Here is a 3,436-nt window from a genome sequence, read left to right as displayed (position 1 = left end):
GATCATATATATTTGACATAACAAAATTCGGTTGAAAACATTGTTTAGCGAATTTACACAAAATCAAGGGCTTGACTGTTAACTGCTTTAAATAAGACAAAATCCAATGATTTTGGATACAATAAGCGGAAAAACTCCGCTTATTATGAAGGTGAAAATAGCTATTTCCCAATTTAAACGGAAATTCTCCGCTTATTTTCTAACACAGTGAAATCAACATTCAGCTTTAACACAGCCTTAAGAAAAAGGAGGGACATCAATGTATTATGCACGGCTAATACACTATAAATTGGGAGCAAATCAAAGACTGATTGCGGAAAGATTAACACAAGATTTTGATAAGATCAGCAGGAAAATGACTGGGTTTAGAGGAAGTGTTTATTTTTTCGATGATCCATCTGGAGAATATCGTGCATTGAACTATTGGGACACGAAGGAGGAAGCTGAGCGGGCTAATAAAGTTTTATTCCCGAAATTAGTGCTGGAACTTCAAAATTATACGCAGGAGAAACCAACTGTTAAATTAGTCGAAGTATTTGAAGCAACAAATGATGATGACATTGTGAAATCACATATTAAATTGTGGTAATCAATATATATAAAAGCGGAATCCAAAGGATCCGCTCATTTTTTATTCCTTTTTAAATTTAATTGTACTTCTAACAGTATTAATTGGACGTACGAGTCTTTCAATTTGTTCACGTTTTGATTCGAAGAAAGGTGGCAAGGATAGTTTTTCACCGAGGGTTTCATAGGGTTCGTCACCCATAAATCCAGGACCGTCGGTTGCAAATTCAAATAAGATTTGAGGGGCAACTCTTGAGTATAGAGAACCGAAAAAGTAGCGATCGACAAAGCCAGATGTTTGTAATCCATAAGAGCGCATATGTGTATCCCATTCATCAAGCACAGAACGATCTTCAACCCGAAACGCAGCGTGGTGAACTGTACCGAATCCTTGTCGTGCCTGTGGCAGGACAGTGTTATATTCAACTACTACTTGTCCTCCATTTCCTCCTTCACCAACTTCGAATAAGTGAAAAGCTCCTTCTTGAGCAATCTCTTTAAAAAGTAGTACTTTTTCCATCATCTCTTTAAAATAATCAAAGTTAGCAATTCTTACAAAAATTGGACCTAAACCGGTAATAGCGAATTCTAATGGGATTGGACCTTTTTGCCAAGGTACACCTGCTGAGACTCCCTCATTGTTTTCATCAGAAATTAATTGGTATTGTTGGTCATCGAAATCAACAAACGAGATCGTTTTCTTGCCAAATTGCTCTTTTATTCCTGTATGGGTAACGTTTAACCTGTCAAAACGCTTTTGCCAATAATCTATTGCTGCGTTACTTGGTACACGGAAAGAAGTTTTTGAAATCTCATTTGTTCCATGCACGCCTTTTGGAATACCAGGGAAATCGAAAAATGTCATATCTGTTCCAGGACTTCCGGTGTCGTCTGCAAAAAATAGGTGATAAGTTTGAACATCATCTTGATTTACTGTCTTCTTTACAAGGCGCATTCCTAATACATAAGTAAAAAATTCATAATTTTTTTCTGCGCTGCTCGTTATAGCCGTTACATGGTGAATGCCTTTTAAATTATTCAAGTTTATTCCTCCATTAATAGTATGTCTTCGTTTATTTTTCCCCTATGACAGGGATTAATCAATCTCTTTAAGTAAAACATCTTTAATTCGAGATAAATATATCACGGATAATAATCTCTGTCAATTTCACCGTCCATAAATTTATCACATTTTAAAGTTTATTTATGTACCAATGATGTTAATCACAATCAGACTTTTTAAAAGGTGTTATTTTATGTATGAGATTAATTATCAATACCATTTAAATCAGAGCAACTAGTGAAGGAGAATACAAATGAGTGAATTAATTAATAATCGTGAACAACTAACTAATAATCCAAGTAACCGTCAAGCTATCTTAAAGCAAATCTTTAAAGATCTTCATGACGGAAAAAATGTTAAAGAGGTAAAAGCACATTTTGATGCGTTTATCGGAAAAATAACGATTGATGAAATTTCCCAGCTACAGCATGATTTTGGAGACCTTACAGTAGAGGAAATGCATCGTTTACATGCTAAACATACAGAAATCTTTAGAGGATCTATTGAAGAAGTTGAAAAAACATATAAGCCTGAGGAGCAGCCTGGACATCCTATCCACACCTTTATATTAGAAAATAAAGAACTAGATAAATTGGTAAATACCCAACTTCAAGTACACTTAGAGCAATTTGAAAAGGACGACAGTTCTGAGAATATTATTAAGCTTTTAGAGGATATCAATCTTCTTCTTGATATTGACAAGCACTACAGCCGGAAAGAAAATTTAATTTTCCCATATTTAGAAACGTATGGCATTTACGGACCAACAAATAATATGTGGAGAATAAACGACTTTATTCGTGATGCAATTAAAGATGCTAGGAAGAAGCTTAGTTCGTATAACGGGGACAAGCAGACAGTTATCGAAGTATTAAAATTTGTTATTCAAGAAGTTATCACCATGATTTATAGAGAAGAAAATATTCTCTTTCCAATGGCATTGAATAATTTTACCGAAGATGAATGGGTAAAAATTGCACGTGAGAGTGATGAAATTGGATATTGCTTGATTGCACCTTCAGAGGTTTGGAAGCCTGAAAGACATGCAATGGAAGAGAAAGCAATCTCTGAAGGGTACATTAAAATGGAAACAGGCATATTATCTTTAAAACAGCTAGAGCTATTGTTAAATCATTTGCCTGTTGATCTCACCTTTATAGATCAAGATGATGTAGTCCGTTACTTCTCTCATGGGAAAGAAAGAATTTTTGCTCGTACAAAAGCAGTTATTGGCCGTACTGTCCAAAATTGTCATCCGCCAAGAAGTGTCCACGTGGTGGAGGAACTGTTAGCTGACTTTAAAGCAGGCAGAAAGGATACAGAAGATTTCTGGATTAAGTTCCGTGATAAATATGTTTATATTCGTTATTTTGCCGTTAGGGATGAAAGTGGTAAATACATGGGTACGCTTGAATTTACGCAAAATATTGAACCGATCAAAGCGATTGAAGGGGAAAAGAGGATTATGTTTTAGGACAAGATATTTTTGAACGCGTGGAGAGTTTCCACGCGTTTCGTTTGTGTGTAAGCATAAAAAGCACGATTCTTTTTGAAATTAGTTAGATGTATTTTGGAAAATATTACTATTGAACTGTATGCAAATAAGATGTTAATATATAAAAGTTCCCTTCGAGAGCGAGTAAAACCTATGAATGAAACGTAAGAATAAGTTGACTTTCACGGAGTGAATATGGTATTATATTTTTTGTTTCTACTAAACTAGCAATCTTGTTCTTTGAAAACTAAACAAACAAGAACGTCAACAAACAATTTTTTAGCTTTTTATAAAAGCTAAGCCAACGTAAC

General features: G+C 34.7%; 3 protein-coding genes. 2 read left to right on the top strand and 1 reads right to left on the bottom strand.

Annotated elements, in window-relative coordinates:
* Window positions 1-259 precede the first annotated feature (259 nt).
* Window positions 260-589, top strand: a complete 330-nt coding sequence (locus ACY3XC_RS28610) for a hypothetical protein (RefSeq protein ID WP_179161655.1) — start codon at window positions 260-262, stop codon at window positions 587-589.
* 42 nt (window positions 590-631) lie between these two features.
* Here the strand turns inward: ACY3XC_RS28610 and ACY3XC_RS28605 are convergent, their stop codons facing one another.
* Entirely contained in the window at window positions 632-1,609 is a 978-nt protein-coding gene (locus ACY3XC_RS28605; RefSeq protein ID WP_464871559.1) for a ring-cleaving dioxygenase, read from the bottom strand.
* Window positions 1,610-1,883: 274 nt separating this feature from the next.
* Between ACY3XC_RS28605 and ACY3XC_RS28600 the strand changes: the two genes are divergently transcribed.
* Entirely contained in the window at window positions 1,884-3,104 is a 1,221-nt protein-coding gene (locus tag ACY3XC_RS28600) for a DUF438 domain-containing protein (RefSeq protein ID WP_464871558.1), read from the top strand.
* The last annotated feature ends 332 nt before the right edge of the window (window positions 3,105-3,436 follow it).

It is taken from the genome of Bacillus sp. CZDM1 (assembly GCF_055502545.1).
This window is presented reverse-complemented; position numbering and strand designations above follow the sequence as displayed.